The sequence below is a fragment of the Methylobacterium sp. SyP6R genome (assembly GCF_019216885.1).
Lineage (GTDB): Bacteria > Pseudomonadota > Alphaproteobacteria > Rhizobiales > Beijerinckiaceae > Methylobacterium.
In genome coordinates this window covers 1720032-1746806 of sequence record NZ_JAAQRC020000001.1, presented here as the reverse complement: position 1 = coordinate 1746806, position 26775 = coordinate 1720032, and the positions used below count along the sequence as shown (strand labels likewise).

The 26775-nt window shown below is 68.3% G+C and carries 24 protein-coding genes; 11 read left to right on the top strand and 13 right to left on the bottom strand.

Going from position 1 to position 26775, the window contains the following annotated elements; genetic code table 11:
• Window positions 1-52: 52 nt before the first annotated feature.
• Window positions 53-1018: a DMT family transporter gene (locus tag HBB12_RS08000; RefSeq protein ID WP_236988859.1), complete on the bottom strand. Its 966-nt coding sequence runs from the start codon at window positions 1016-1018 to the stop codon at window positions 53-55.
• A gap of 201 nt (window positions 1019-1219) precedes the next feature.
• Between HBB12_RS08000 and HBB12_RS07995 the strand changes: the two genes are divergently transcribed.
• The 5 genes from HBB12_RS07995 to HBB12_RS34255 all read left to right on the top strand — a co-directional run bounded on the left by HBB12_RS07995 (window position 1220) and on the right by HBB12_RS34255 (window position 5814).
• Window positions 1220-1984, top strand: a complete 765-nt coding sequence (locus HBB12_RS07995) for an N-formylglutamate amidohydrolase (RefSeq protein ID WP_236988858.1) — start codon at window positions 1220-1222, stop codon at window positions 1982-1984.
• 55 nt (window positions 1985-2039) lie between these two features.
• Window positions 2040-2345 (top strand): DUF1244 domain-containing protein, encoded by a 306-nt coding sequence (locus HBB12_RS07990; protein ID WP_236988857.1) that lies wholly within the window; start codon window positions 2040-2042, stop codon window positions 2343-2345.
• 592 nt (window positions 2346-2937) lie between these two features.
• Entirely contained in the window at window positions 2938-3195 is a 258-nt protein-coding gene (locus HBB12_RS07985) for a DUF2312 domain-containing protein (RefSeq protein ID WP_236012505.1), read from the top strand.
• 55 nt (window positions 3196-3250) lie between these two features.
• A complete protein-coding gene (locus HBB12_RS07980) occupies window positions 3251-4519 on the top strand; it encodes a DUF3095 domain-containing protein (protein WP_236988856.1) in 1269 nt (422 codons plus the stop codon).
• Between the two features lie 137 nt (window positions 4520-4656).
• Entirely contained in the window at window positions 4657-5814 is a 1158-nt protein-coding gene (locus HBB12_RS34255) for a hypothetical protein (RefSeq protein ID WP_272913254.1), read from the top strand.
• 134 nt (window positions 5815-5948) lie between these two features.
• Here the strand turns inward: HBB12_RS34255 and HBB12_RS07970 are convergent, their stop codons facing one another.
• The gene (locus HBB12_RS07970) at window positions 5949-7001 is read right to left on the bottom strand and encodes a YncE family protein (protein ID WP_236988855.1); all 1053 of its coding nucleotides are present in this window, start codon (window positions 6999-7001) and stop codon (window positions 5949-5951) included.
• Between the two features lie 176 nt (window positions 7002-7177).
• Between HBB12_RS07970 and HBB12_RS07965 the strand changes: the two genes are divergently transcribed.
• On the top strand, window positions 7178-8446 hold the full coding sequence (locus HBB12_RS07965; protein ID WP_236988854.1) for an OprO/OprP family phosphate-selective porin: 1269 nt from the start codon (window positions 7178-7180) through the stop codon (window positions 8444-8446).
• Window positions 8447-8566: 120 nt separating this feature from the next.
• Here the strand turns inward: HBB12_RS07965 and HBB12_RS07960 are convergent, their stop codons facing one another.
• Together HBB12_RS07960 and HBB12_RS07955 are read right to left on the bottom strand one after the other, a co-directional pair.
• Window positions 8567-9523: a hypothetical protein gene (locus HBB12_RS07960; protein ID WP_236988853.1), complete on the bottom strand. Its 957-nt coding sequence runs from the start codon at window positions 9521-9523 to the stop codon at window positions 8567-8569.
• A 132-nt stretch (window positions 9524-9655) separates the two neighbouring features.
• A complete protein-coding gene (locus HBB12_RS07955) occupies window positions 9656-10918 on the bottom strand; it encodes a L,D-transpeptidase family protein (RefSeq protein WP_236988852.1) in 1263 nt (420 codons plus the stop codon).
• Between the two features lie 319 nt (window positions 10919-11237).
• On the opposite strand from HBB12_RS07955, the gene HBB12_RS07950 reads away from it, so the two are divergent.
• From HBB12_RS07950 to HBB12_RS07940, 3 genes are all read left to right on the top strand, one after another.
• A complete protein-coding gene (locus tag HBB12_RS07950) occupies window positions 11238-11582 on the top strand; it encodes a hypothetical protein (RefSeq protein ID WP_236988851.1) in 345 nt (114 codons plus the stop codon).
• A gap of 34 nt (window positions 11583-11616) precedes the next feature.
• The gene (gene speG, locus HBB12_RS07945) at window positions 11617-12171 is read left to right on the top strand and encodes a spermidine N1-acetyltransferase (protein ID WP_236988850.1); all 555 of its coding nucleotides are present in this window, start codon (window positions 11617-11619) and stop codon (window positions 12169-12171) included.
• Between the two features lie 137 nt (window positions 12172-12308).
• A complete protein-coding gene (locus HBB12_RS07940; RefSeq protein WP_236992695.1) occupies window positions 12309-12554 on the top strand; it encodes a hypothetical protein in 246 nt (81 codons plus the stop codon).
• Window positions 12555-12560: 6 nt separating this feature from the next.
• On the opposite strand, the gene HBB12_RS07935 is transcribed toward HBB12_RS07940, so the two are convergent.
• The 3 genes from HBB12_RS07935 to HBB12_RS07925 form a co-directional block, all read right to left on the bottom strand.
• Window positions 12561-14933: a hybrid sensor histidine kinase/response regulator gene (locus tag HBB12_RS07935; RefSeq protein ID WP_236988849.1), complete on the bottom strand. Its 2373-nt coding sequence runs from the start codon at window positions 14931-14933 to the stop codon at window positions 12561-12563.
• Between the two features lie 147 nt (window positions 14934-15080).
• Window positions 15081-15851: an NAD kinase gene (locus HBB12_RS07930; protein ID WP_236988848.1), complete on the bottom strand. Its 771-nt coding sequence runs from the start codon at window positions 15849-15851 to the stop codon at window positions 15081-15083.
• Between the two features lie 137 nt (window positions 15852-15988).
• The gene (locus tag HBB12_RS07925) at window positions 15989-16951 is read right to left on the bottom strand and encodes an MBL fold metallo-hydrolase (protein WP_336886931.1); all 963 of its coding nucleotides are present in this window, start codon (window positions 16949-16951) and stop codon (window positions 15989-15991) included.
• Window positions 16952-17106: 155 nt separating this feature from the next.
• Here HBB12_RS07925 and ggt point away from each other — a divergent pair, with 155 nt between their 5' ends.
• Both ggt and HBB12_RS07915 read left to right on the top strand, forming a co-directional pair.
• Window positions 17107-18843 carry a gamma-glutamyltransferase gene (ggt, locus tag HBB12_RS07920; RefSeq protein ID WP_236988846.1) on the top strand — a complete coding sequence of 579 codons (1737 nt, stop codon included), beginning with the start codon at window positions 17107-17109 and terminating at the stop codon, window positions 18841-18843.
• Window positions 18844-19562: 719 nt separating this feature from the next.
• The gene (locus tag HBB12_RS07915) at window positions 19563-20894 is read left to right on the top strand and encodes a TIR domain-containing protein (protein ID WP_236988845.1); all 1332 of its coding nucleotides are present in this window, start codon (window positions 19563-19565) and stop codon (window positions 20892-20894) included.
• Window positions 20895-21012: 118 nt separating this feature from the next.
• Here the strand turns inward: HBB12_RS07915 and HBB12_RS07910 are convergent, their stop codons facing one another.
• The 6 genes from HBB12_RS07910 to HBB12_RS07885 all read right to left on the bottom strand — a co-directional run bounded on the left by HBB12_RS07910 (window position 21013) and on the right by HBB12_RS07885 (window position 26554).
• Window positions 21013-21711, bottom strand: a complete 699-nt coding sequence (locus HBB12_RS07910) for a di-trans,poly-cis-decaprenylcistransferase (RefSeq protein WP_236988844.1) — start codon at window positions 21709-21711, stop codon at window positions 21013-21015.
• Between the two features lie 35 nt (window positions 21712-21746).
• On the bottom strand, window positions 21747-22118 hold the full coding sequence (locus HBB12_RS07905) for a winged helix-turn-helix domain-containing protein (protein ID WP_236988843.1): 372 nt from the start codon (window positions 22116-22118) through the stop codon (window positions 21747-21749).
• Window positions 22111-22752 carry a hypothetical protein gene (locus HBB12_RS07900; protein ID WP_236988842.1) on the bottom strand — a complete coding sequence of 214 codons (642 nt, stop codon included), beginning with the start codon at window positions 22750-22752 and terminating at the stop codon, window positions 22111-22113. The genes HBB12_RS07905 and HBB12_RS07900 overlap by 8 nt, the downstream gene beginning before the upstream one ends.
• 95 nt (window positions 22753-22847) lie before the next feature.
• Window positions 22848-24086 (bottom strand): Zn-dependent hydrolase, encoded by a 1239-nt coding sequence (locus tag HBB12_RS07895; protein WP_236988841.1) that lies wholly within the window; start codon window positions 24084-24086, stop codon window positions 22848-22850.
• A 100-nt stretch (window positions 24087-24186) separates the two neighbouring features.
• Window positions 24187-25137 carry an NAD(P)H-dependent flavin oxidoreductase gene (locus HBB12_RS07890; protein WP_236988840.1) on the bottom strand — a complete coding sequence of 317 codons (951 nt, stop codon included), beginning with the start codon at window positions 25135-25137 and terminating at the stop codon, window positions 24187-24189.
• 487 nt (window positions 25138-25624) lie between these two features.
• Complete coding sequence (locus HBB12_RS07885) at window positions 25625-26554, bottom strand: WcbI family polysaccharide biosynthesis putative acetyltransferase (protein WP_236988839.1); 930 nt, start codon at window positions 26552-26554, stop codon at window positions 25625-25627.
• Between the last annotated feature and the right edge of the window lie 221 nt (window positions 26555-26775).

Genomic DNA, 26775 nt, shown 5'->3' with positions numbered 1-26775 from the left:
ATGGTCACGCTTCGGACCGGCTTCGTGCCGGTCTCGTTCCAATTTGTTAGAGTTAGACCGCCGGGCCGGAACGCCGGGGGCGGGCGACGGCGATGCCGGCCAGGATCAGGCCGCCGCCGAGCACCTGGAGGGGTCCCAGGGCCTCGCCGAGGAGGATCCAGGCGAGGATCGCGGCGGCCACCGCCTCCAGGAAGATCACCAGGGAGGAGAAGCTCGCGGGCAGGCGCCCGAGCGCCACCGCGAGCAGGCCCTGGCCGCCGGCATGGCTGACGAGGGCGAGCGCCAGGAGCCCGGCGGCGGCGGTCCAGGATCGCGGCAGCACCGGCCGGGTCTCGAGCCAGGCGACCGCGCCGAGCAGCACCAGGGCGGTGACGCAGGAGGCCACGAAGGTGACGCGGGCGGCCCCCAGGCCCCGGGCCCGGGCGCGCTCCACGGTCAGGAAGTAGAGGGCGAAGAAGAATGCGGTGATCACTCCGTCCCGGTCGCCGGAAAGGCGCGTGGGATCGACCTGCACCGACTGCCCGACCAGGGTGGCGCCGCCGAGAAGGCAGACGAGGAGGCCCGCGAGCGTGCGCCCGGCGGGCCGGCGGCTGAGGCCGATCCAGGAGAACAGCACCACGAAGACCGGTGCGGTGGTGGCGAAGAAGGTGGCGTTGGCGACCGTCGTGCCCAGGATGGCGAGGTGCCAGAACAGCAGGTCGCCCGAGAAGGCGAGGCCGGCGAGCAGCACCGAGGGCGTGAGGGCGCGGCGTAAGCGCGGCGCCCGCGCCTCCTCCCAGCGCATCCAGCCGTAGAGCGCCGGCAGGGCCAGGGCGACGCGCCAGAACGCGCTGGCGAAGGGCCCGATTTCGGGGCTGACGAACCGCACCAGCACCGGCGACAGGCCCATCGCCAGCGCGCCGAGGACGAGGGCGGCGAAGGCCGGACCGAGACCGGTCGTAACAGGGCCGGCTTGGGCATCGGCCGATGGGCCGAGGGAGGAGCCTGCGGCGAGGTCAGGCAGGGGAGTGCGGGACATCGGCGGGCCTTGCGCGGGGCGCTCCCGGTGCGGAAATCTGTCGGGCGTGTCCGTCACTATGGCATGTCGCGCCCGGCGTCACCGGTTCGCGCCGATGGAGGCCGCCCCGCCATTTGGGTATGGAGGGCGGCCGGATCCCGCCGCCGCCCTCGATACCCGCCACGCCGCCGCCGCCACTCCCCCCAAAAGACCGATCGCCCGATGACCACCGCCCCTTCGCTCCGCCACCCGCCCCAGCCCGTCGAGACGATTCCCGGCGATCCGGCCTGCGGGCTCCTCCTCCTGTGCGACCACGCCTCGAACGCGGTGCCGCCGGACCTCGACAACCTCGGCGTCGCCGCACCCCATTTCGAGCGGCATATCGCCTACGACATCGGGGCGGCTTCGGTGACCCGCGCGCTCGCCCGGCGGCTCGGGGCGCCGGCGCTCCTCACCACCTTCTCCCGGCTGATCATCGATCCCAATCGCGGCCGCACCGACCCGACCCTGGTGATGCGCCTCTCGGACGGGGCGATCGTGCCGGGCAACGCCCGGATCGGGCCCGACGGCGTCGCCGAGCGGCTCGCCCGCTTCTACGACCCCTACGACCGGGCGATCGACGCGGCCGTCACCGCCGCTCTCGCCGCGGGCGCGCCGCCCGCCATCGTGACCGTGCACAGCTTCACCCCGGCCTGGCGCGGGGTCGCGCGGCCCTGGCAGGTCGGCATCCTGTGGGACCGGGACGACCGCCTCGCCGGGCCGCTGATCGCCGGCCTCCGGGCGGACCCGGCCGGGTTCACGGTCGGCGACAACCAGCCCTATGGCGGCGGCCTGCCCGGCGACACGATCGACCGGCACGCCATCGCCCGGGGCCTGCCCAACGCGCTCATCGAGATCCGCCAGGACCTGATCGGCGACGAGGCCGGGGCCGAGGACTGGGCCGCGCGATTCGCCGCCCTGCTGGGGCCGTTGGTCGCCCGCGCTTGACCGGACGGGCGCGCGCCCCGACTTCCCGTTTGCACTGGATCTGAGGAATTTTTCGATGGACGGCATCGACGAGACCACCCGCACCGAACTCGAGGCCGCGGTCTTCCGCCGCCTGGTGTCGCACCTCCAGGGGCGCACCGACGTGCAGAACATCGACCTGATGAACCTCGCCGGGTTCTGCCGGAACTGCCTGTCGAACTGGCTCAAGGACGCGGCCGACGCCCGCGGCCTGCCCCTCACGAAGGACCAGAGCCGCGAGCACGTCTACGGCATGCCCTACGACGCGTGGAAGGCGCGCCACCAGAACGAAGCGACGCCCGAGCAGGCGGCCGCCTTCGCGGCGCGGGCGGAGACGCATTGAGGGGTCCGCCCGCGCGGGGCAGGGCCGTCCGGGGAAAGATGTGGCGTGGGTTCTCTCCTCTCCCCGCGGGCGGGGAGAGGGCTGTGTTCCCGTTCAGGGAACACAGCAAGCGGAGGCGAAAGCCGGAGCGAGGGTGAGGGGGTCTCGACGCGTGAGGCTCCTGCGGAAACACCCCCCTCTCCCCCGCGGCGAACCTGCGGTTCGCTGCGCGGGCTTCCTGAGCCCCTTCGGAGCTCAGGCCTCTCCCCGCAACGAAGTCGGGCAGGCCCGACTTCGTCTAGCGCTTGCAGATCCCGGGCAAGCCCGGGATCTGTCGGGGAGAGGGGAAACCCGCGCCTCCTCCTCGTGCCGAACAGCCGCGCGCCGGGCGGTTGGCGAACGAATCCCGATGGGATCGGACCACCCCGAATCCGGACGCGCAAGAACTCGGTAAGGTTGCGCATCTATCAAGATCCGGGAGGGCGCGCCGCGAAGGCCGCCATCCGTCAGTGGGTTGGGGTGCCTGATGGCCGCGTCCGCCCCCGGCGGCACGACAGACCCATCGGCCACGACAGACCCATCGGCAAGGAGACCGTGAATGAACGCGCACAGCATGCCGGACGCCGACGTCGCCTCGTCGGGCGTCGCCGCCGAGGAGCTCAAGCAGTTCATCGAGCGCATCGAGCGCCTGGAGGAGGAGAAGGCCGGCCTCCAGGGCGACATCAAGGACGTGATGCTCGAGCTCAAGGGCCGCGGCTTCGACGTGAAGGCGGTCCGCACCATCCTGCGCCTGCGCAAGAAGGACCATTCGGAGCGCCAGGAGGAAGAGGCGATCCTGGAGCTGTACATGCAGGCGCTGGGGATGGCTTAAGGCCCCCCGGCGTCCCTGAAGGAAACACCGCCGCATCGACGAACGTTTGGCAGGGATGGAGACACCGACGCCCCCGGAGCCCGCAGACGGCTTCCGCTACGCCGACCTCACTCCGGCGACCGACTTCCTCAGTATCCTCGAGGACGCACACTATTGCGCCGTCCCGGACGGCTGGTGGGTGGCGGTCACCGACGTGGTCGATTCGACCGGCGCCATCGCGGCGGGGCGCTACCGGGCGGTGAACTTCGTCGGGGCGGCGGTGATCGCGGCCCTGCGCAACGCGCTGGGGCGGCGCGGGATGCCCCGAGACTTGCCTTTCGTGTTCGGCGGCGACGGGGCGAGCGTGCTGGTCGCGCCGGGGGAGGAAGCGGCGGCGCGAGAGGCGCTCGCCGCGACCGTGACCTGGGCCCGCGACGCGATGGGGCTGTCCTTACGCGCCGCCCTGGTGCCGGTGGCGGCGATCCGGGCGGCCGGGCACGCGGTCGAGGTGGCGCGCTATGCGCCGTCGCCGGACGTCGCCTACGCGATGTTCATGGGCGGCGGCCTCGCCTTCGCCGAGCGCGCCCTGAAGCAGGGGCTCTACGCGGTCGCCCCGGCGCCGGCGGGCACGCAGCCGGATCTGACCGGGCTGACCTGCCGGTTCGAGCCGGCGAGGGCGCGCCACGGCCTGATCCTGTCGATCCTGGTGGTGGCGGCCGAGGGCGCCGACCGGGACGCCGCGCGGGCGGCGATCGCCGACGTGGTGCGGCTCGCGGCCGAGGCGCCGGCCCGCGGCCATCCCCTGCCGCCGGGCGGGCCGCGCTTACGCTGGCCGCCGCCCGGCTTCTCCCACGAGGTGCGGGCGCGCGGGCCCCTGTGGGGCTCCCTGCTGCTGCGGCGCCTCCACCTCCTCGGTGCGACGATCCTCGCCCACCTGATCTTCCGCTTCGGCCTGCGGGTCGGCGGCTTCTCGGCCCCGCGCTACCTCGACGAACTGGTGGCGAATGCCGATTTCCGGAAATACGACGACGGCCTGCGCATGACCGTCGATTGCGGGCCCGATCTCGCGGCGCGGATCGAGGCGCGGCTGGAGGCGGCCGAGGCGGCGGGGCTGGTGCGGTTCGGCCTGCACCGCCAAGCCGCGGCGCTCACCACCTGCATCACCCCGGTCGCGGCCTTGCGCGACCACGTCCACTTCGTCGACGGCGAGGATGGCGGCTACGCGCGGGCGGCGCAGGCGTTGAAGGCGAAGCAGGCCGCGCACCGCACGGATGAGAAGACAGAGGCCGCGCATCGCCCGGCTGGCGCGGATCCGGGCATCGAATCGGCCCGGACGCCGGTTTGAGGCGAGAGCGTGGCCGCGAACGGGGCGGGCTGGCGATCGGTCGCAGCCCACCCTTGCGTCAAGAGAAGGGACTTGGTGACCAGACTCACCGTATATCCCGCCTTTCCGATTCGAACTGGAACAGAGCCCCCTTGGAAATGAACGACGCGGTGTGGACGGCTGAGGCGACCGAGAAGGCGGTCGCGCTGTGGATCGATGGACGTGACCCGGCGGAGATCGCCGGCGCGATCGGCACGACGGTCACCGATGTGATCGGCCGTGTCGCGCAGGCCGCCCTGGCGCGGCAGCAGGCCAAGGCGGCCGAGAAGGCCGCGGCGGCCAAGTCTCCGGAAATGAAGTCTCCGGAGATCAAGGCTCCGGAGGTCAAGGCGGCGGCAGTTCCTGCCGCCCCCGCCAGGGTAGAGCAGGCCGCCTGGGTCGAGCCCGTGCGGGCAGAGCCGGTCCAGGCCGTCGCCAAGGTGGAGCCTGCCAAGATCGAGCCTGCCAGAGCGGAGGCCGCCAAGGCCGAACCCGTCAAGGCGGCCCCCAGGATCCTGCCTTCCCGGATCCTGACCGCGGAGGCCGCTCCCGTCTCCACCAAGGTCGTGACCAAGGCGGCCCCGGCCAAGCCTCCGGTCGCCAAGACGCCGATCGCCAAGACTCCGGTCGCCAAGACTCCGGTCGCCAAGCCCGCGGCGGCGCCGGTCGCCCAACCGGCGGCAGCTTTCACCAAGCCCGTCCAGAAGCCGGTCGCCGAGAAGCCGGTCGCCGAGAAGCCGGTCGCCAAGCCGGCGGTCGCGCCGCCGGCACCCCGCGTCGAGGCGCCGGTGATGAGCGCACGCGCCCTCGAGGAGGCCACCCGGGCGTTCCTGGCCGCCAACACGGCGCCGTCCCGCAAGGCGCCGCCCGCCCCGAAGGCCGCCCCGGCAGTGGCAGCCAGGCCCGAGGCCCCCCGGGTGCAGACTCCGCCGCGCCCCGTCGAGGCGCCTGTCCGTCCGGTCGCCCCGGTCGTCCAGGCGGCTCCCGAGCCCGTGATGGCCGCTCCCGCCATGGCCGAGACGGCCGAGGGCGGCAGCATCGTGGCGCTGCCGATGTCCCGCCGGGTGCCGGCGGCGGCGGCCGATGGCGGCGACGGGGTGCTGTTCCTCAAGGCGGGCCTCCTCGACTGCACCTTCCCGCTCTGGGCCGACGGCGACGGCACGGCGATCGAGTCGAAGCGCGTCTGCGGCTGCCGGGTGCTCACCGGCAAGCGCTGGTGCCACACCCACTACGCCACCGTGTTCGAGCCGCCGAAGCGGCCGATGCGGGCGGCCTGATGTCGGGAGTACTTCACGATCGCGGCGATCGTGAAGTACTCCCGGTCTTTGAGTTTGCGGCATTTTCTACGACGGACCGGTTTCCGCTTCGTCGGAAAATGCTCCATCCGGGCCCCGACAGGGGCCCGCATCCGTCATCCCGGCAGCACCACCATCACGTCCGGCTCGCGTCCGGTGGCGAGAGTGCCCTGGACGCGCCGCGCGTCGAGGTCGACGACCGCGATGCGGTCGTCCTCCAGGGCCGCGAAGGCCAGCGGGCTCGACGGGTGGCGGGCGAGCGCCACCGGCGCGGCCCCGAGCGGCACCACCGCCATCTCCTTAAGCGCCGGATCGAGGAGCGACAGGCTCTTCTCGGCGTAGTTCGCCAGGATCAGGTCGCCCTCCGGCCCGCAATCGACCCGCACCACATCCCCCCGCGTCGGCACGGAGCGGGCGACCGTCATCGCCTCGGCGGCGAGCGCGGTCAGCGTCGCGCTGCGGCGGTTGGCGACGTAGAGCGTGGCCTCGTCGGGGGAGAGGGCGTTGCCCTCCGGCCACAGCCCGGTCGCGGCGAGGCGCGGGCTCTCGGCCGGCGCGAAAGGCCTGACCCGGCTCACGGTGTTCGACAGGATGTTGGCGACGTAGGCCGTCTCGCCGTCCCGCGACAGCGAGAAGAGGTGGCCCTTGAGGCCGCCGGTCGCCACCGCCCGGTCCGGCCGCTCGGCCCGCTCCGGCGCGTCGAAGCCGAGGAGCACGTCGCGGTCCTCGCTCAGCACGAACAGCCGGTCCTTCGCGTCGAGCCGGATCCCGTGCAGGCGCCGGAACGGCCCGCAGTCGATCGTACGGGCGAGGCTCCGCGCGGCGAGATCGACGACGAAGACGGCATGTCCCCCCGGGCCCGGCGTGGTCGAGGACTTGGCGCCGTAGAGGGCCGCGTAGGCGCGCGCCCCGGCCCGGTCGACGACGAATTCGTGCGGGTACTCTCCCGGCAGCTCGACCCGGCCGGTGCGCCGGCCGCTGGCGAGCTCGTAGAAGCTCAAGGCGCGGTCGCCCTTCTCCATCACCAGGAGCGTGTCGGAGCGGCCGGCTTCGCCGGTCCGGGGGTCTCCGCTCGGGATCGGACCGGTCTGGGCCCGGGCGGAGCCGATCTTCAGGGCGAGGGCGGCGAGGCCGGACAGGCAGGTGCGGCGGTCGATGGCGGGGGGCATGGCGGTTCCTCGATCGTCCCCGACACAACCCGGAGGTGACGCAAGGGTTCTCCCCGCGCGCGCGCGTGGCGCTCCCGCCACATCGGCCGGCGATCGTCACCGGACCCATCGATGGTCGCATCGCCGTCACGCGACAACGGGCAGATATCCGGACACCCGTCGCGAGGACCCGGTCCATGCCGCATCTCCGTTCCTGGCCGCTCGCCGCCTTCCTGCTCGCGTCCGTCAGTCTGCCCGCCGCCGCCATCGAGGGACCGCCGGGCCCCTTCGGCGAAAAGCTGACCATCGACGAGAAGGGCATCACCCTCAAATTCCCCGACGACGCCGCCACCCTGCGGATCGGCGGGCGCCTGCAGCTCGATTTCGGCACCGGGCGGGTGCAGCAGCGCGGCTTCGGCACGGTGTTCGACACGCCGATCGCCGTGCGCCGCTCCTGGATCGAGAGCTACCTGACCCTCGGCAAGGAGCTGGAACTCGCCTTCCAGTACGATTTCGCCGAGCCGAACCGGCCGATCAACGACGCGGTCGTCGCCTACAAAGGGTTCAAGAACGTCATCGTCGCGCTCGGCAACATGAAGGAGCCGTTCAGCCTCGACCAGCTGATCTCCGACAACAACACCCTGTTCACCGAGCGCTCGCTCGCCGACGCCTTCGCGCCGGCCCGCAATTTCGGCTTCGCCGTCGGGACCTACGGCCGGAACTGGACCGCGGTGACCAGCGTGTTCGGCGGCAACATCAACAACGCCGCCATCGGCGACCAGGGCATCGCCTCGACCACCCGGGTCACCTACGCGCCCTACCTCAGCGAGGACGGGTACGACGTCCTGCATGTCGGGCTCGCCGGCAGCTACCGCTCGCTGCCGAACGACGGCAGCGCGCTCACCCTGTCGAGCCGCTCCGAGGCCTTCCTGTTCGCGCGGCAATTCGTGAATACCGGCGGCATCCGCGACGCGGCGAGCATCGGCCGCGTCGGGCTCGAGGCGGCGTGGCAGGCCGGGCCGTTCCGGCTCCAGGCCGAGTACATCCTGACCGCGATCGACCGCTTCGGTGGTGCGCCGTCGTTGAGCTTCCAGGGCGGCTACATCCAGGCCGGCCTGATCCTCAACGGCAAGGGCCGCCGCTACCAGATCGCCCCCAACTATGCCACCGAATACGCGGTGTTCGGCGGCGTGCAGGTCGAGGAGGCGCAACGCGTCAGCCGCGGCGGCACCGGGGTGTTCGAGTTGGGCCTGCGCTACAGCGCCATCGACCTCGAGGACCGCTCGATCCGCGGCGGCATCGAGCATGACGTCACCGCCGGCGTGAACTGGTACCCGGACCGCAACATCCGCTTCGTGTTCGACTACGTCCGCTCGCACACCTCGCCCTCGCCGACGAGCCTGAACTTCAACCGCCGGACCATCGACGCGGATGCGTTCATCGGGCGGGCGCAGTTGTATTGGTAATTTTTTGGCTCGCTCTTCGCGGGGCGGCGACGGATGGCGGCCGCTTCGACCCACGATCATCCGCACATCCGCGCATTGCTGCTTCATGCCAGGCACTCGTCCTGGTCCCGCACGAGCCTCTCAACCATCGCTCCGCGCGGCTTGCCGCTTCATGAGCCGTCGCATCGTCTTGCGTGCCTGCCGATCGGTTTTGGTCACGCTGTCGAGGACCGGCAGATGGCGATCCGCGTGCGAAGCTGCCGCGTAGGGCGCGGCGAGCGGCCGGAACGTCAGATCCGTGAAGTCGGCCAGAAGACGCGAGCGCGCGACCACGTCACCCGCATCGACAGCGGCGGGCAGGTCGTCGGCCATGCAGCGCAACAGACGGCCACCCCGCGCGAGGAGCAGATCGCCGGTTCCATCGAAGGCCGCCCAGCCGACGCCCGCCAGCGGAACATGCCGGTCACCCCGCACCACCTCGACGCACCGCTCCCATCGCCGTGGTTCGCGAGGGTCATCGGCCTTCCAGTCGGCAAGGAGCCTGAATCCGGATGGCCCATCGCAGGTCACGGCTTGCGTCGGAGCGGGCGATCCCGTGCCCTCGATCAGGCGCCACGCCTGCGGATCCCGGCTGGCCGCGCGTGCGATCCGCTCATCGGCCGCCGGACCGGGCGGGAGGAGAGTGAAGCCTTCGGGCATGCTGAAGCCGGGGCCGAGCGAGGCGGGCCAAGCGCCATGGTGGAGGGCAAATGTCCGGTCCGACAGGAACGTGCCGCCGCCGCCCCATGTGTCGCCCTTGGGCCAGAGCGCGAGGGCAGTGAAGTACGGCGGACGCGAGAGCACCGTCCACGTCGAGAAGGGCGGCCGGAACGAGCCCATGAAGGTCAGCAGGTGCTCGCCATCGGGCGCCAGGGATGACCGGTCGGGATAGACGCTCCCCTTGAACCACTGCCCGATCTCGAATGTGTCGTGCGCGCGATCCCAGCGGATCAGACAGGTCTGCCCGGACGGCCCCCGCCGATAGATCACCGCGACGCGCGAAGCCGCAGCGAGGAGACACTTGAGCGAGCAGTGCCTGTGAGATGCGGCTTGGTCCATCGCCCTCTCGTGCTGTCCGTGGCTCCTCACCGGGGATCTCGTCACCGGGGATCATGGCGACGCAGCCCTCCTCCTGCCCGATCGACAGGAATCACCGGTTCGGGCCGGCGGGCCGGACAGCGCGCGGACGCCTTACGGCACCGCCGCGAACTTCGCCGTCAGGAAGAATGGCCTCGCCGGCTGGGGCGAGGCGGCGAGGGTGAGGCGGGAGGGCTCCTCCGCCAGGCGCAGGCGCGAGAACGGCGACGGCTCGGTCTCGATCACCGGCAAGGGCACGAAGGCGACCGGCACGAAGGCGGCCGCGACCTGGATCGGGTGGATCGGCGGGGCCGGGCGGCGGCGGGCCGGGATCACCACCACCTCGCGGCCGGCCATGGCCAGGGCTTCGGGCCGGCTGACGTCGCCGAAGCCGGCCGGCACGATGAAGGCCGAGAAGGGGCTCGCCGCCGGGGCGCCGTCGGGCGCGTAGGCGGTGGCGCTGGTGACAGAGGCCGGGCCGGCCATGGCGCTGGTGACGGCTCCGAGGACCTGGGCGCGCTTGAGGATCGCGGTGAAGCTCGGATGCTGGCCGCCATCGGCGTAGGTGGTGCGCACCGCCTCGACCCCGCCCTCGACCAGGGCCCGGATGCGGGCCTCCTCCTCGCTGCGCCGTGCCACCGCCAGGGCCTCGACCGCCGGGTCGGGATAGGGGGCAAAGACGTAAGCCCCGCCCTCGACGCCGACCAAGGGCTCGCGGCCGGTCGCCTCGAACCGGTCCGAGCCCTCCTTGAGCTGGCGCCAGAACGCGATGTGCCGGTCGGTGCGGTGGCGCGCCAGGGCGCGGGCGGTCATCCGGAACGGGAAGGCCTGGAACTGGAACGCCGCCTGCCCGCCGGCCAGCGCATCGCGCACCAGCGCGTAGATCTCGCCGACCTGCCGGTCGGTCATGGCGAAGCAGCCGGCCGAGGAGCAGGTGCCGTGCACCATCAGCGCCGAGCCGGTGCCGCCATGGGCCCGGTCGTAGGCGTTGGGATAGCCGACGTCGAAGGAGAGGTAATAGGCCGAGTTCGGGTTCAGCTGGCGGGCCGCCACCGCATAGAAGCCCTCCGGCGCCTGCCGGTCGCCGGAGCGGGTCTTGGGGCCGAGCTGGCCCGACCAGCGGCAGATCGGGAAGGTCTTGAGGTGGACGAAGCGGCCATCCGCCGCCCGCTTCCAAACCTCGATCTCCGATTCCTGCTTGTAGGCCCGCAGCAGCACCGGCGCCGACGGCGCCATGGAGCGCGCCGCCATCAGGGCGACCGTCGCAGGCGGCACCGGAGCGAGGTGCTTGGGAGCCGCATGGACGGGGAGGGGACCCGCCAACAGGGCCGCCGAGACGGCCGCCCGGCACAGGATCGTCCGTCCCCGCAAGGCCATTCCCCGTCGCTCCATCCTCAGCCCGGCCGATGCCTGACACGGCAATGTGGCGGTTTTCGCGCGGGAGCCTGCCACCAAAGACTGTCGAGAGGGTGAAGACTGTCGAGCCACCGAACGGCAAAGCTTTTTCCCGGGAGTCGGCGTGATCACTGCGAGACGAAGCGTGGCCGGCATTCTCAAGATCTCGTTAACGTCTTGTTCGCTCCTGGTGGGCAGCATCGGCCGTCATGCCCCGCGAGGACACGCACGCCCCGCGAGGACACGCACGCCCCGCGAGGACACGCACGCCCCGCGAGGGCCCCGGATGACGGAGGCTGCCATGCCCGAGACCGGACGACGCTGGCTGCGGCTGGTGGAGGGGAATGCACCGCACGACGAGGTGGATGGGCCGCTGCCGGGGGAGGCGGGAATCCAGCGCCTCGCCGCCCTGCGGGGCCAGTTGCGCAACCAGCTCGCGGCCCTGCGGGACGCGCCGGTCTCCGCCGAGGCGCGGGCTACCCCGGAGGGCGCCGAGGCCGCGGCGGCTCTCGACCGGCTGGTCGCCGAGGTCACGCGGCTGGCGGAAAGCTGGGACCGCCTCGCGGCGGCAGTCAGTATCCTGTCGGCGGGTGGCGGGGCCGAGGGTGACGGGGCCGAGGGTGACGGGGCCAAGCCGAAGGAGTAGGATCGGGACCCCGACCGGCACCTTTCGAACGACCATGGCCCCGAATCTCAAGCTGCGACCGCTGGAACGCGAAGACCTGCTCTTCGTGCACCAGTTGAACAACAACGACAGCATCATGCGCTACTGGTTCGAGGAGGCCTACGAATCCTTCGCCGAGCTGGCGCAGCTCTACGAGCGCAACATCCACAACCAGACCGAGCGGCGCTTCATCATCGCCACCCCGGAGAACGAGCGCGCCGGCCTGGTCGAGCTGGTGGAGATCAACCACCTGCACCGCTCCTGCGAGTTCCAGATCGCGATCCACCCGTCCTTCCAGGGCCGCGGCTACGCCCTGCGGGCGACGCAGATCGCCATGGACTACGCCTTCAAGGTGCTCAACATCCACAAGCTCTACCTGCACGTCGATAAGGACAACCGGCGCGCCGTGGGCATCTACGAGGCCTGCGGCTTCGAGTCGGAGGGCATCCTGCGCGACGAATTCTTCGTCAACGGCAAGTACCGCGATGCGGTGCGGATGTGCATGTTCCAGCCGGCCTATCTCGCCCGGCGCGGCGGCGGCGACGTCAACGAGCCGGTGCTGAAGACCTGACCCCGCGCGCCGCAAGGGTGCCGCGGATTTCACGGGCCGGGGCCTGGGCACGATTCCGGAATGCGGCGGCGCCCCCCTGGCGCGGGCCGGCCCGGCTCCCCTATTGAGGGGGCCGACCGGGAGCCCCCAGAGCCTTGCTGCGCGAAACCTACCACATCGAGATCATCGGCCCCGAGGACGCGCCGGTCCAGCGCGCCTCGATCCGCAGTACCGGCCTCGACGCCGCCCGCGAGCGGGCGCTGCGCCTCTTTCGCCGGGCCCGGGTGCCGCAGCGCTCCGGCCCGGCGGCCGAGGCGGTGCGCATCGTCGACGGTGCCGGCACCGAGGTGTTTCGCTGGAGCGTGTGGGACGAGGGGACCGGGCCCGCGCGCGGGCGGGGATAGGCGCCCTCACCCCCCTTCCGGCCCCGTCCGCGCCGCCAGTTCGTCGATCAGGCCCTGCATCGAGGCCGGCACCGCGTCCGGCACCTGCCCGGCATACATGTTCCGCAAGAGACGGCCGATCTCGCCGAGCGACACGCTGCCCTTGACGATGACCCGCTCGGTGTCGCGGCCGAGCCGCTCCTTCTCGGCCGGGGTGATGTCCTTGGCGGTGAGCACCACCACCGGCACGTCGGCGCCGTCGGGCCGGGCGCGGAGCTGGGTCAGGAAGGCGAAGCCGTCCATCACCGGCATCATCAGGTCGAGGAGGATCAGCGAGGGCCGGCCCTCGTCGAGGCATCGGAGGCCGACGGCGCCGTTCTCGGCCTCGCGCACGGTCCAGCCGTCCCGGGACAGGCTGCGGCGCAGGCGCTCGCGGGCATCCGCGTCGTCGTCGACGAGGAGCACCGTACCGGGAGCATCCGCCGGACGGTAGCGCTCCATCAATCCCTTGAGGTGGTCCCAATCGATCGGCTTGACGAGGTAGTCGGTCGCCCCCAGCGCCCGGCCGAGGCCCTGCTCGTTGACCACCGAGGTCATGATCACCGGGGTCGCGGCGAGGTCCGGGTCGGTGCGGATGGCGTGCAGCACCGACCAGCCGTCCATCCTGGGCATCTCGATGTCGAGGAGGATCGCCCGGGGCCTGAGCGCCCGGGCGAGCGCCAGGCCCGCCTTGCCGTCGCTGGCGGTCCGCACCCGGAACCCCTCGCGCTCGAGGAAGCGGGAGAGCAGCTCCCGCGCCGCCGGGTCGTCGTCGACGAGGAGCACCGTGTCGTGGCGCGCGGCCTCCTCCTTGGCCTCGGCCAGCGCCCGAACCTCCTCGGGACTGGGCTCGTCGTCCTGCGCCGCCAGCACGGCGGGCAGCCGGATGGTGAAGGTCGCGCCCTCGCCGTAGGTCGAGGCGACCGTGATGTCGCCGCCCATGCGTCGGCAGAAGGCGCGGGTGATGGCGAGGCCCAGGCCCGTGCCGCCGAATTGCCGGGTGGTCGATTCGTCGGCCTGGGCGAAGCGCTCGAACAGCCGGCCGCACTGCTCCGGCGTGAGGCCGATGCCGGTGTCGGCCACCGCGAAGGTCAGCCACTCGGCCCCCTCCACGGAGTCGCGCCGGGCCGAGAGGGTGATGGTGCCGCCCTCCGTGAACTTCGCCGCGTTGCCGAGCAGGTTGACGAGGCACTGACGCACCTTGCCCTGGTCCTGGCGCATGGCGCCGGCATCGTCGGCGATGTCGAGGGCGAGGCGGTTGCGCTTCTTCCCCACCAGCGACTCGGTCGCCGCCACGACGTCGTCGACCATGTCGGTGACGGCAAAATCCTCGGCCGCGACCGTCATGCGGCCGGCCTCGATCTTCGAGATGTCGAGGACGTCGTTGATGAGGCCGAGCAGGTGGCGGGCCGACGACTCGATCTTGCGCAGGTCCGGCAGCAATTCGGCCTGGCCCAGATCCTCCAGCTCCTCGGCCAGCATCTCCGAATACCCGATCACCGCCGAGAGCGGGGTACGCAGCTCGTGGCTCATATTGGCGATGAACTGGCTCTTGGCGCGGTTGGCGGCTTCCGCGGCGTGGCGGGCGCGCTCGATCTCGGCCTCGGCCTCCTTGCGGTCGGTGATGTCGACATGCATGCCGACCCATTCGCGTAAACTTCCGTCCTCGGCGATCACGGGGGCGGCCCGCACCTCCATGTGGCGCCAGGCGCCGTCGCGCCGGCGCATCCGATACTCGATCTCGAAGGGGGTGCGCGCCTCGACGGCGTGGGCCCAGGATTCGGCGGCGCGGCCGCGATCGTCCGGATGCACCGCCTCGACCCAGCCCCACCCCTGGCATTCCTCGTCGCTCTGGCCGGTATAGGCGGTCCAGCGCCACTGCCCGATCGAGAGCTCGCCATTGGCGTCCGCCGACCAGATGATCGCCGCGGCGCTGTCGACGAGGGCGCGGAAGCGCTCCTGGGCGTGGCGCAGGCGCTCCTCGGCGGCACGCCTGCGGGTGATGTCGGTATTGGTGCCGTACCAGCGCAGGATGCGCCCGGACGCGTCGCGCGAGGGCTGGGCCCGCGACAGGAACCAGCGGAAGACCCCGTCGGCGCCTTTCAGCGGGAAGGTGTCCTCCCAGGACTCGCCGGCCGCGAAGGCACGGCGGAAGCGCGCTTCGACCCGCTCGAGGTGGTCCGGATGGTGGACGGCGCGCCAGCCCCAGCCCCGCATCGTCTCGAGGGTCGTGCCGGTGTAGTCGTACCAGCGCTGATTGTACCAGACGATGGAGCCGTCGGCCTCGGCGATCCAGGCGAGCTGCGGCAGCGACTCGGCGAGGTTGCGGTAATCGTCCGGCTGCAGGGCGCTCTCGCTCATCGGGCGCGGCCCCGGACGGGGTGCGAGGGCAGGCGGTCGGGCATCCGGGGGGCTCCGTGGCGAGGCCCCGACAGGGGGCCCGGCGACGGAACTAATCGGGTGCGGGCCGGCTTCCAGTGCGCTCCGTTGACCTCGCGTCGCAAGGCCTCAGCCGAACTGCTCGCGCAGGATGCGCTCGTCCATGCCCTGGCCGGGATCGTGCAGCATCACGAGGTCGGTCGAGCGGTCGAGCTGGGTCTCGACCCGGGCGACGCGGCGGAACTCGGTATGGTCGGCCACCGCCGCGACGGGGCGGTATTCCGGGTCCTTCACCTCGATGCGGATGCGGGCGTGGTTGGGCAGGAGCACGCTGCCCTGGCGCCGGGGCCGGAAGGCGGAGATCGGGGTGAGTGCGATGAGCTGGGACGAGATCGGCAGGATCGGCCCGCCGACCGAGAGGTTGTAGGCGGTGGAGCCCACGGGCGTCGCCGCCAGCACCCCGTCGGCGATCAGCTCGGGCAGGCGGACCTGGCCGTCGATCGAGATCTTCAGCTTGGCGGTCTGGTGGGTCTGGCGCAGCATGTAGACCTCGTTGACCGCCCGCGCCGTATGGGTGAGGCCGAGCACGTCTGTCGCCACCATCAGGAGCGGGTGGACGATGCTGCGCTGGGCCACCTCCAGCCGCTCGATCAGATCCTCGAGGTGGAACTCGTTCATCAGGAAGCCGACGGTACCGCGGTTCATGCCGTAGATCGGCTTGCCCGTGCCCATGAAGCGGTGCAGCGCCTGGAGCATCAGGCCGTCGCCGCCGAGGCCCACCACCACGTCCGCCTCCTCGGGCGGCACGTGGTCGTAGCGCTGCATCAGGAGCTCGGCCGCCTGGCGGGCGTCGGGCGTCGGGCTCGCGATGAAGGCGATCTGGTTGAAGCGCCGCGCCATGTGGGGTGTCCCGACCGCCGAAATCGTCAAGGTCCCGCCGCGCCTCCCTCGACGCGACCGGCCGCCGGGCCGTCGCCGGCCGCGGCGGCAGAGGCATAGCACGCGGGGGCGGCGTGTCGTCCAGCGGTCGGCGACGCTCAGGCGAGACCCAATCCCCATTGCAGGGGGACGAACTCGTAAGCCGCACCCGCCTTCGCGATGTGGCCGGCGGCCGGGAAGGGGGCGTGGTAGAACGCCACCGGCAGCCGCTCGTCGGCGGCGAGCGCCAGCATCCGGTGGCGGGTGGTCCGGGCCTGGTCGGCATCCATGTCGAACAGCGCCGACCAGTCGGGATGGCGCACGAAAAGGGCCGGGTGGTTGGTGATGTCGGAGGCGATCAGGAGCCGCTTGCCGCCCGATTCGAGCCGGAACGAGGTGTGGCCGGGCGTGTGGCCGGGGGTGCCGAGCGCGGTGAGGCCCGGCAGCACCTCCTTGTCCCACGAATAGCGCTCGACCTTGAGGCCACTCCCGAAGGTTTTTTGGACGGCGGCGAGATTGGCCTTCAGCGCCTCGGGCGGGTTCGCCATGCGCCCGTCATCCATCCAGAATCGCCATTCGGCCTCCGGCACCAGCACTTGCGCGTTCAGGAAGGTCGGCGAGCCGTCCTTGCGCTTGAGGCCGAGGATGTGGTCGGGGTGGAAGTGGCTGATCACCACCGCGTCGATCGTGCCCGGCTCGATCCCGGCGAGCGCCAGCCCGCGCAACACGCCGCCGGTGCCGGGCGGGCCCTGATCGGCGAAGCCCGCATCGACCAGCACCCGTTTGCCCCCGAGGGTGAGAAGGAGCGGCGTGAAGGTGATCGGCAGCACGTCGGTCGGCAGGAAGGCCTGGGCCAACGCCGCCTGGACCTCGGGGAGGGGAGCGTTGCGCACGAAGCCGGCATCGAGGGGGCGCTTCACCCCGCCCTCGTGCAGGGCCGTCACCGAGTCCTCGCCGAGGCGATAGCGGTAGACCCCCGGCAGGTCGGCGGCCGGCGCCGCGGCGCCGCCGGCGAGGCCGGGGGCGCTGGCAAGCACCGGGCCGGCGAGGATGCCCCCGGCCATGAGGGTGCGACGGTTCATCGACATGGAGGCCTCCCTGGAGCGTCGTCCTCCCGCAGCTAGAGCGCGGGCCGCGGAAGGGGATGGGTGCCGCACGGATCTCTCATGCGCGCGATACAGCCGCGCGCCGCCGTCGTGTACCGTGGCGGTCGAATCACCAGCAGGGCAGGACGCTCATGGGCACCAGGATCGCCGCATTCGGCATCGGTCTTCTCTCCGCGCTCCTCGTCGTGGCGGTCCCGCGGGAGGCCGCTCACGCCGCCTCGCGGGCGCCGGTCGCCGCCGAGCACGGCATGGTCGTCACCGCCCAGCATCTCGCGACGCGGGTCGGCGTCGATGTGCTCAAGCAGGGCGGCAACGCCATCGATGCGGCGGTCGCGGTCGGCTACGCGCTGGCGGTGGTCTATCCGGCCGCCGGCAATCTCGGCGGCGGCGGCTTCATGACGATCCAGCGCGCCGACGGCAGCCGCACCTTCCTGGATTTCCGCGAGAAGGCGCCGCTCGCCGCCACCCGCGACATGTTCCTCGACACGAACGGGAACGTGATCAAGGGCGCGAGCACCAAGAGCTTCCTCGCCGTCGGCGTGCCCGGCACCGTGTCCGGCCTCGAGGAGGCGCGGGCGAAATACGGCACGAAGCCCCGCGCCGACCTGATCGCGCCGGCGATCCGGCTCGCGGACGAGGGCTTCGCCCTCGACCAGGGCGACGTCGACATGCTGGGAACCGCCACCGAGGATCTCGGCAAGGATCCGGCATCCGCAAAAATCTTCCTGAACCAGGGGCAGCCCTACCGGGTGGGCGACACGCTGGTTCAGAAAGACCTCGCCGGGACGCTGCGGGCGATCGGCGAGCAAGGCAAGGAGGGGTTCTACAAGGGCGCGGTCGCCGAGGCGCTGACCGGGGCGAGCCGGGCGCAAGGCGGGCTCATCGTCCAGGCCGACCTCGACCGCTACGCCACCCGCGAATTGCCGCCGATCGAGTGCGACTATCGCGGCTACCGGGTGATCTCGGCCCCGCCGCCCAGTTCCGGCGGGGTGGTGATCTGCGAGATGCTGAACATCCTCGAAGGCTACGACCTGGCGAAGCTCGGCTGGGGCTCGGCGCAGGCGGTCCATTACGAGATCGAGGCGATGCGCCACGCCTATCTCGACCGCAACAGCTATCTCGGCGACCCCGATTTCGTGAAGAACCCGGTCGACCGGCTGACCGACAAGGCCTATGCGGGCAAGATCCGCGCCGCGATCGACCCGCAGAAGGCCGGGGTCTCGGCCGAGCTGAAGCCCGGCTCAGCCCCGCACGAGGGCAGCAACACCACGCATTACTCGATCGTCGATTCACAGGGCAACGCGGTCTCGGTGACCTACACCCTCAACGACTGGTTCGGCGTGCGGATCACCGCGCCGGGGACCGGCGTCCTCCTCAACAACGAGATGGACGACTTCACCGCCAAGGTCGGCGTGCCGAACATCTACGGCCTGCTCCAGGGCGAGGCCAACGCCGTCGCGCCCGGCAAGACGCCGTTGAGCTCGATGAGCCCGACCATCGTCACCAAGGACGGCAAGCCGGTCTTCGTGACCGGGACGCCGGGCGGCAGCCGGATCATCACGGTGGTGCTGCACAGCATCCTCAACGTGATCGATTACGGGATGAACGTGCAGGAAGCCGTGGATGCCCCACGCCTCCACAACCAGTGGATGCCCGACGTGACCAATGTCGAGCGCTTCGCCCTGTCGCCGGACACCCGCAAGATTCTCGAAGGCATGGGGCACAAGTTCGGCCCGGCCCAGCCGGCGAACCACCTGGCGGCGATCCTGATCGGGGCGCCGACTTTGGGCGGCCAGCCGGTGGGGGCGTTCCGGTATTACGGGGCGAACGATCCGCGGCGGAATACCGGGAGTGCGTTGGGGTATTGAGAGGGAGCGAGGTGGGGGTGTCGCGGGAGCCTTGGGCTTCCGCGGCGCGAGGGCAGATTTACCGGGACACGATCGGTCCGAGTGAATCGCTGACGCTGACCGCTGGTGCGTTCTACTCCGGAATTTCACTCTCTTGGAACGGAGGCGGCTAGGCCTTGGACCGTTCCATGAGAGTAGGCCTCATTGGACTGGCCTAGCTGGTAGGGTAGCAACCGGTGCGAGCCAACAACGGCGCTCATCGCCACGCTCGCCTGTACCCTGGTCGGCTCAGGAGAGTTTGCAAGTGGCGATGCGGCCAGCACAACGATCCATCGAGTTTGCCTTAGTCATTACATAGCTAATTTGGAAACACATCATTAAACCGCAGCCCAAAAGGCTCGCTTGGAACAAGGTACACGACTGCAATGCTGGACGATGCAGGATATGGCAGTTTGGCAGCCCGACATAACTACCACGTACGTATGCGCGTGACTCATTGCTCGTTATGGACTAAATTTCCAGTCAGATGGGGGCGATCCATGCCTATTTTGCTGGATGACCGAGAAAAAATGCACAACCCACTATCAACCGACGATTCATGCGAAGGCATGCGCTTGAGAATTAATATTATTTTATCAAAAATCACTATAATATCATCTTAACATCAATTCGATCGATATGATATCAAGATAAGCGAATAACAGCTATATCTTTTGTATATACAGAATCGGGGACCTGAAGTGAAAATTTATATCAGCTACAGCCACAAAGATCGTGACGCGGTCGAGCGCATCACTTCTCGATTAACACAGGATGGGCATGATATTTGGATCGACAGCCAAAGCTTGGCGCCTGGAGATGTTATAGAAGAAAAATTTGTAGAGGGACTTGCTCAATCTGATGTTCTTATTGTTGTGGTTAGTGAGAATTCGTTCCGTTCAAAATGGGTCCAGCGTGAATTTTCCATGCTTGCCCTCAATCAGATCTCCAGCCGAGATAAGCGCATCATACCTATAAAAATAGACGAATCAGAAGTACCAAGTTATCTCGCAGATAGATATTATCTCGATCTGTCACTTAATTTCCAAGCAGGACTCGAAAAGCTTAGTGAGACGCTTCGTAGCCCTATTTTGGAGTCATTCACCCGCCCTGCTACAACAGCGACATCAACCGAAACTAGAGCAGATCAAATAGCCAAATTGCGCGACGCACTTCGGCAGGGGAATTTAACCCTCATGTGCGGAGCCGGCGTTTCCGTTGAGGCTGGAATCCCAGCATGGGGCAATCTCTTAGTAAGACTTCTTGAATTGATGATGGACAAACTTTCAAGGAGCCACCCTCAAAAACTTGGGGAGTTGGAGGCCGCGGAGTTTCAGAAACGCCATGGAGCATCATCTCTTATATTAGGAAAATTTCTTAAGAACAATTTGGGCGATGAGTTCCCAATCAAGGTCAGAGAAGCCCTGTACGAAGCGCCCCTATTAAAATCCCCTTTAATCGAAAGTATCATACAGCTGGCTCGTCCGCAGCGACACACCAGATCACTTGAGTCTATTATAACATTTAATTTTGATTCTATTATAGAAGAAAATTTTGACTCCAATCAAATTAGCAATAGAGCAATTTATTCCGAGTCAATCAAGCACAAAGGCCATGAAATACCTATCTATCACGTCCATGGATATCTACCTAGACAGGGCGAACTCCCAGAAAAATCCACACTCGTATTTAGCGAAGATGCATATCATACGCAGTTCATTGATCCTTTTAGCTGGTCAAATTTGATACAACTTACAAAATTGACGCAAAATACATGCTTACTAATCGGTATAAGCTTAACAGATCCCAATATGAGGCGCCTGCTAGATGTGGTGTGGAGAAAAAATCCTGAAAAAACTCTTGGACATTACATCATCAAGCGAAAGCCGACCTCATTCAACGGAGGTGCACTGGATGATATCTCAAAATTGCTAGAAGAGCAAGATGCAAATGCGTTGGGATTAAATGTAATCTGGATAGATGAATACCAGGAATTGCCTGGTATCCTCACGCAGATTGCTCACATCAGATAATTATCTATGCCCGTCGCCGCGGCATCACACACTGATGGTCGTGCTGGTTCTATAAGCCTTCCTTTCGCGAACCGCCCGCAGCGAGCGCGGAACAGCCGTTCCGCGCCCGCTCCACCCCTCACGCCGCCGCCGGCACCCCGCCGAACCGGCGCTGCCGCCCGCGAAACGCCGCCATCGCCGCGGCCAGTTCCGCCTCGCCGAAATCCGGCCAGGCGCAGGGCGTGAAGTGCAGCTCGGCATAGGCGCTCTCCCAGAGCAGGAAGTCGGAGAGGCGCTGCTCGCCGCTGGTGCGGATCACGAGGTCGACCTCCGGGGCGCCGTCGCCGGTGACGAGGCGGGCGAAGTCCTCGCGGGTGGCGTCGGGGGCGGCGAGCCGGGCGGCGGAGAGGATCGCGTCGCGGGCCGAGTAGTCGAGGGCGATGCGCAGGTGCAGGCGGGTCCCGGCGCGGGTCGCCGCCTCGGCGGCGGCGATGGCGTCGGCCAGGCCGTCGGGCAGGCGGTCGCGCCGGCCGATCACCGTGAGACGGATGCCGTCGCGGCGTAAGAGCTCGACCTCGCGGGTCAGGTAGAGGCGCAGCAGGGCCATCAGCCCGGTCACCTCCGCCGCCGGGCGGCGCCAGTTGTCGGTGGAGAAGGCGTAGAGCGTCAGCGTGCCGATGCCCTCACCGGGCGCCGCCCGCGCCACCCGCCGCACCGTCGCGACCCCGGCCTCGTGCCCGACGCCGCGGGGCAGGCCGCGGCGTTCCGCCCAGCGGCCGTTGCCGTCCATGATCAGGCCGACGTGAATCTCGGTGTTCTGTGAAGAAGTGCTTTGCATTGCAAAGTCTCCGGGTAAAAAAGGGGGGAAACGGTTCAGGCGAGGCGGGGCGCGGGCTCGCCCTCGCCTTTGCCCTCGCCGTGGCGGGCGGCCTCGGCGGCGTCGCGGACCACGCGTTCCAGTACGGCGAGATAGGCGACGAAGCGCTCCCGCCCGGCCGGGGTGAGGCGGCAGGTGGTGAGCGGGCGCCGTCCCTCGTAGCCCTTGTGGATCTCGACGAGGCCGGCCTCCTCCAGCACCCCGAGATGGCGGCTGAGATTGCCGTCGGTCAGGCCGCAGAGCTGCTTGAGGTCGCCGAAGGCCAGGGGCTTTCGGTGCGAGGCGAGGGAGGTGAGCAGGCTGAGCCGTGCCCGCTCGTGCAGCACCCGGTCGAGCCCGTCATAGGCGAAAGGCGCCGGCTCAGGCATGGTCGCCTCCCGGGGCACGATGGAGGATGAGGGCCAGCAGCCCCTGGCCGAGAGCGAAGGGCAGCCCCATGATCCAGGGCGAGAGGGCATGCCCCTCGGAAGCGGCCGCGATCGCGCCGAGGCCCGCGACGAGGTACCAGCCCGCCGCCAGGGCGACCGGCCGCGGCAGGGCCCGCAGGGACGAGAACAGCCCGAGCCCGACCAGCATCTGCCACAGGCCCGGCAGCAGCCACAGCGAGTCCGGGGCGAGGCGCGCCAGGACCAGGAGCAGCAGCGCCCCGGCGGCGCCGGCCGGCAGGAACGCCTCGACGGCATTGAGGATCATCGCGTCGGCGAGACCCGAATGATGCCGGCGGCTGCGCGCCAGCATCTCGGCCCCGATCACCCCGACCGAGACGAACGCGGTGGCGATCCAGCCGGCGAGGAAGGTGAAGGGGCGGCCGGTGGGATCGTCGAGGAATATCGCCTGGAGGCCTGCGGTGGCGAGCGCCAGGCCGCCCGTGAGGGCGAGTGCGGAGGGGCCGTAGCCCTGGAAGGCGGTGCCGGCAGCGACCTGGCTCCTGATCGCCACGATATCGGCCAGCACCTTCTCGAGGTCGGCCTTGCCGAGGTCCGTCCGGTCGAGGTCGCGCATCGGGGAACTCGCATCAACTTTCCAATGCAAAGTATGCCGATCCACAAAGTCGCGCAAGCGGATTCGGGCGGCCGCGCGACCGCCCGCTCGTGCTCTTACCGGTTGGCCCGCGCCAGGGCGGCGTGGAGCAGGAGGTTCACGCCCGGCAGGGTCGGCTCCAGGGCGATGTCCTCGGCCTCGTTGTGGGTGATGCCGTCCCGGCAGGGGGTGAAGATCATGCAGGCCGGAGCGACCCGGGCGACGTGGTAGGCGTCGTGGCCGGCCTGGGAGCGCAGGTCCATGGTCGGGACGCCGAGGTTTTTCGCGGTCTCGCGCAACAGGCCGATCAGCCCGTCATCGAAGGAGAAGACCCCGAACCCCCATTCCTCGGCGATGGAAATCTGCGTCAGCGAGCGGGCGGCGCAATCGGGCAGGGCGGCGCGCAAGGCGGCCTTCATGGTCTCCAGGGTCTCGAGCTGCGGCGCCCGCATGTCGATGAACAGCTCGGCGTATTCCGACAGGGTGCCGGGGAGGTTGGGCACCAGGTCGAGCCGGGCGGCGGTGGCCTTGGCGTCGGTGTCGGCATGGGCCCAGCCGATGTCGTTGACCGCCACCGCCACCATGGCGGCCCCCACCAGCGCGTTGTGGCGCTCGCCCATCGGGGTCGGGCCGGTATGGGCGGTGGCGCCCTCGACGGCGATGCGCATGCCGCAGCTCGGATAGCCGCCGGTGACGATGCCGACCGGCACGCCGGCCTTGTCGAGGGCCGGGCCCTGCTCGATGTGGAGCTCGAAATAGGCGTCGATGGTGCGGCCGCCGACCGCGTCCGGTCCGCGATAGCCGATGCCGTCCAGCGCGTCGCCGAAGCGGATGCCGTCGCGGTCGCGCCGGTTCTCGACCCAGTCCGGCGTCGCCTGGCCGGACCAGGCCAGCGAGCACAGCATCGGCGGCGAGAACCGCGCGCCCTCCTCGTTGGTCCAGTTCACGACCTCGATCGCGCGCTTCGTCGCGATCCCGAGATCGTCGAGGGTACGCAGGACCTCCAGGCCCGCCAGCACGCCCAGGATGCCGTCGAAGCGCCCGCCGGCCCATTGGGTGTCGAGGTGGCTGCCGATCACCACCGGCGGCAGGCCGGGCTCGGTCCCTTCGCGGCGCAGCACCATGTTGCCGAGCCCGTCGATGGTCAGCGGATAGCCGCCTTCCTCCGCCCAGGACTTCAGCTGGTCGCGCATCACCCGGTCCGGCTCGGTCAGGGTCAGGCGCCGCAGGCCCCCCCGGGGCCCGGTGCCGATGCCGGCCGACACCATCAGGGTGTCCCAGAGCCGGGAGCCGTTCACGGAGAGGTTGGTGGTCATCGCCGATAAGCCTCGCACTGCAACCCAAGCTGGGTGTGAGCACCAGCATGCGAGGCCCGTGCCCGGCGGACAAGCGCCGGGCGCAAGGGAGGGGTGCGCGCTACCCGAGCCGGGCGCGGGCCGCCGCGTATTCCGCCTTCAGCCGGTCGATCACCAATGCGGTGGCCGGCGCGTCGTCGATGGTGCCGACGCCCTGGCCGGCGCCCCAGATGTCGCGCCAGGCCTTGGTGGTGCCGGACCCGAAATTCATCTTGGTCTTGTCGACCTCCGGCAGCGCGTTGGGGTCGAGGCCGGCGGCGGTCACGCTCGGCTTGAGGTAGTTGCCCGGCACGCCGGTGAAGTAGGGGGTATAGAGCACGTCGGCGGCCGTAGTGCCGACGATCATCTCCTTGTAGGCCGGCGCGGCATTGGCCTCCTGCGTGGCGATGAAGCGGGTGCCCATATAGGCCAGATCCGCCCCCATCGCCTGGGCGGCCAGGATCGCGTCGCCGGTGGTGATCGCGCCCGACAGGATCAGCGGCCCGTCGTAGAAGCGCCGCACCTCGCCCACCAGCGCGAAGGGCGAGAGCGTGCCGGCATGTCCCCCCGCCCCGGCGCAGACCAGGATCAGGCCGTCGACGCCAGCCTCCAGCGCCTTCTCGGCGTGGCGCACGGTGGTGACGTCGTGGAAGACGAGGCCGCCCCAGCCGTGCACCGCCGAGACCACCGCGTCGGGCGCCCGCAGCGACGTGATGATGATCGGCACCCGATGCTTGCCGCAGACCATCAGGTCGTGCTCGAGCCGGTCGTTCGAGGCGTGGACGATCTGGTTGACGGCGTACGGCGCGACGATCCGGGTGGGATCGGCCGCCTTGGCCTCGGCGAGCGCCCCCGTGATCCGGGTCAGCCACTCGTCGAGGGCTTCCTTCGGCCGGGCGTTGAGGGCCGGGAACGAGCCGACGATGCCGTTGACGCACTGGGCGATGACCAGGTCCGGCCCGGAGACGATGAACATCGGCGAGGCGATCACCGGCAGGGCGAGGGCGTGGCGGAGGCTGTCGGGCAGGGACATCGGCGGCGTGGCTCCCAGGCTCATTAATTGGGGCCCGGCATCGCACCAGCGTCCGGCATGGTCAACCGGTCGACCTGAAGCGAGACCCGATCACCCGGCTTTTCAGATCCGCCTCAGTTATGTGTTTCGACCTGTGATCTGGAGGAGATTTTTCCATGATGGACCGGCATCCACGCCATCGAACGGTGCTTTGGGAGGCTGAGATGTCCGAACCATCGTGCAACTGACCCGGCACGCCCTCGCGCGCCGGCGATGCGGGCTAGAAAGCGATACTCGCCCCGATTTTCGGGCCTGCCGCCTTGAGCCGGGCGGAGGCGTCGCGACGGCATGACGAACCGTCGCCCTCGCATCGCCGTCGTGATGCGAGAGCACAATGTGAAGTTCGCTCAGGCCACCACCAAGCATGAGCCTGATTGAGCGCAGCTAGAGCGCTTCACGATCGCGTTGCCATCGCGAACCGCTCTAGAGTCTTTAATTTTTGCCGCGTTTAAAAATAATTAGAAAAATCGATACTGCTGTACTGATGATCTATAAGCTGCGCCGCGTGACTCTCTGTCAAATCGGACTTTCCGACATCATCGAACGCTTTAAATTCCAGCGCGATCATCTCCTTAAGGTCATAAGTACTGACAGGACTGTCGCCGAACGTAGTCGGCTTAAAGTTGTACGATCCTGGATACTTCAGGCCGAGATGATTGCTGATTTCGGGATATACTGGGAATATTGCAGATCCCGCCAAGTAATTCATGCCAAAAAGAGCGTCTTTATGAAACCCACTCTGTTTGATGCCGATTTTTTCTTCAAGGAAAGCAGAAATTCTTTGACAATACAGATCGAACATCAACGAAGTCGGATGATTGACCGAGAAAAAGGTCGGTTTCTCACGATAGTTTGCTTGTAGAATATCCGAAAACTGAACATCGACATTCTGCTCGCGGTTTTTCAGTTCCTCAATCGATCGGGTTGCGGCATCGAAATAGCCAAGAGCCTCAAATACTTTAGCGGTATATAATTTGAATGTCTCGTCTGCATTATACCCACGCAAATATGCCAACAATGCAACCTTGCTGTGATAATCGCCGAGCGGCCCATCAACCCTTTTCGCGATACCCCCAATATACGTCAAATCAGGATGAAGCCCTGTAAAGTACATATTGACGATGCGAACCAGCTTATCGCCTTTTACATGATCACCGATTTTTTCCGAGGAAATTTCACCATAGTGATCCGAGAGCGGAACGGCTAAAACGACGTCGTATTTATCGATATCAGCCACAAGAGTGTCGATATGAGCCTTATTGTCATGCGGAAGAAGATGAACTCCAAATCCATCAAAGATTATATTATCAGAATACAAGCTCATCGTATGCTTAATCGGCTGGCACTGACAGTTGCTGATGACCAGTCCACGCTTCATATCGAACTCCTTTTGTCCAAAGACGCACCTGAGATCAACGTCCGTTGAAGATGATCTTAGAGTCCATGCTCGAATTTTTGCCAAAAATTAAAAGGCTGTAATTTTGCGCTTGGCATCGGACCTTCGAAACGGACGGGGAGTCTGATATGTCCAAGTCTCGGCCTGCTGGCATGACAAAGCAAGATGGAACCCTCTTCCCTTTGGGCATCAAGTGGGCATGG

Coding starts and splice junctions, on each gene's coding strand:
- ggt (WP_236988846.1), top strand. CDS start 17,107: ATGGGCACCAGGATCGCCGCATTCGGCATCGGTCTTCTCTCCGCGCTC.
- HBB12_RS07905 (WP_236988843.1), bottom strand. CDS start 22,118: ATGCCTGAGCCGGCGCCTTTCGCCTATGACGGGCTCGACCGGGTGCTG.
- HBB12_RS07995 (WP_236988858.1), top strand. CDS start 1,220: ATGACCACCGCCCCTTCGCTCCGCCACCCGCCCCAGCCCGTCGAGACG.
- HBB12_RS07935 (WP_236988849.1), bottom strand. CDS start 14,933: ATGAGCGAGAGCGCCCTGCAGCCGGACGATTACCGCAACCTCGCCGAG.
- HBB12_RS07925 (WP_336886931.1), bottom strand. CDS start 16,951: ATGAACCGTCGCACCCTCATGGCCGGGGGCATCCTCGCCGGCCCGGTG.
- HBB12_RS07895 (WP_236988841.1), bottom strand. CDS start 24,086: ATGACCACCAACCTCTCCGTGAACGGCTCCCGGCTCTGGGACACCCTG.
- HBB12_RS07985 (WP_236012505.1), top strand. CDS start 2,938: ATGCCGGACGCCGACGTCGCCTCGTCGGGCGTCGCCGCCGAGGAGCTC.
- HBB12_RS07970 (WP_236988855.1), bottom strand. CDS start 7,001: ATGCCCCCCGCCATCGACCGCCGCACCTGCCTGTCCGGCCTCGCCGCC.
- HBB12_RS07890 (WP_236988840.1), bottom strand. CDS start 25,137: ATGTCCCTGCCCGACAGCCTCCGCCACGCCCTCGCCCTGCCGGTGATC.
- HBB12_RS07910 (WP_236988844.1), bottom strand. CDS start 21,711: ATGCAAAGCACTTCTTCACAGAACACCGAGATTCACGTCGGCCTGATC.
- HBB12_RS07990 (WP_236988857.1), top strand. CDS start 2,040: ATGGACGGCATCGACGAGACCACCCGCACCGAACTCGAGGCCGCGGTC.
- HBB12_RS07960 (WP_236988853.1), bottom strand. CDS start 9,523: ATGGACCAAGCCGCATCTCACAGGCACTGCTCGCTCAAGTGTCTCCTC.
- HBB12_RS07980 (WP_236988856.1), top strand. CDS start 3,251: ATGGAGACACCGACGCCCCCGGAGCCCGCAGACGGCTTCCGCTACGCC.
- HBB12_RS07930 (WP_236988848.1), bottom strand. CDS start 15,851: ATGGCGCGGCGCTTCAACCAGATCGCCTTCATCGCGAGCCCGACGCCC.
- HBB12_RS08000 (WP_236988859.1), bottom strand. CDS start 1,018: ATGTCCCGCACTCCCCTGCCTGACCTCGCCGCAGGCTCCTCCCTCGGC.
- HBB12_RS07955 (WP_236988852.1), bottom strand. CDS start 10,918: ATGGCCTTGCGGGGACGGACGATCCTGTGCCGGGCGGCCGTCTCGGCG.
- HBB12_RS07965 (WP_236988854.1), top strand. CDS start 7,178: ATGCCGCATCTCCGTTCCTGGCCGCTCGCCGCCTTCCTGCTCGCGTCC.
- HBB12_RS34255 (WP_272913254.1), top strand. CDS start 4,657: ATGAACGACGCGGTGTGGACGGCTGAGGCGACCGAGAAGGCGGTCGCG.
- speG (WP_236988850.1), top strand. CDS start 11,617: ATGGCCCCGAATCTCAAGCTGCGACCGCTGGAACGCGAAGACCTGCTC.
- HBB12_RS07885 (WP_236988839.1), bottom strand. CDS start 26,554: ATGAAGCGTGGACTGGTCATCAGCAACTGTCAGTGCCAGCCGATTAAG.
- HBB12_RS07900 (WP_236988842.1), bottom strand. CDS start 22,752: ATGCGCGACCTCGACCGGACGGACCTCGGCAAGGCCGACCTCGAGAAG.
- HBB12_RS07950 (WP_236988851.1), top strand. CDS start 11,238: ATGCCCGAGACCGGACGACGCTGGCTGCGGCTGGTGGAGGGGAATGCA.